This window comes from Paraburkholderia phenoliruptrix, from assembly GCF_019511605.1.
Taxonomy (GTDB): domain Bacteria; phylum Pseudomonadota; class Gammaproteobacteria; order Burkholderiales; family Burkholderiaceae; genus Paraburkholderia; species Paraburkholderia phenoliruptrix_A.
Genome location: NZ_JAEUAV010000071.1, coordinates 1 through 461, shown reverse-complemented (window position 1 = coordinate 461; position 461 = coordinate 1). Strand labels below are relative to the sequence as shown.

Sequence of the window (461 nt, the reverse complement as noted above, 5' to 3'; positions counted from 1 at the left end):
GCTGCTCGGTAGCGGTCTTCTGTGCGTGTGTGTGTACGCAGGACATGAGGATCACACAGGCGCCGTGGACATATGGAACTTCCTGTGTCGGCGACGCCGGGCGCGGTGGCGGGCTTGGTCGCAGGGGTGCGTCGCCATGCTCGAAAGCGTGACGTTGACTCCGGAGAAAGATCTCGCCGAACGCATGCTTGGACTTGAAGGCAGTGAACCGCGAAATGAAGGGAAGATGCTGGCCCTATCCGCCGGTCGGCAGAGCGCGACGGGCGAGGCAGCCGACGACGTGCTGCTTTCCGGTACGCGGCTCGAGGCAGTTCTTGAAATGCTCGTGGCCCCGTTTGTGCCCTGCATGGTGCGCTTCGGAACCCGACATACCTTCACCGTCATCCTTCAGTCTGAAGATGAGGACGGGATCAAGGCGTTGCGCGCAGTGTTGCGAAGACTTGAAGTCCCGAATGCCGACC

1 pseudogene is annotated in these 461 nt (G+C 61.6%); it reads left to right on the top strand.

The annotated features are described in order from the left end of the window. Positions 1–136: 136 nt before the first annotated feature. Positions 137–461 (top strand): annotated as a pseudogene (locus JNB89_RS30800) (hypothetical protein); the annotation flags it as partial.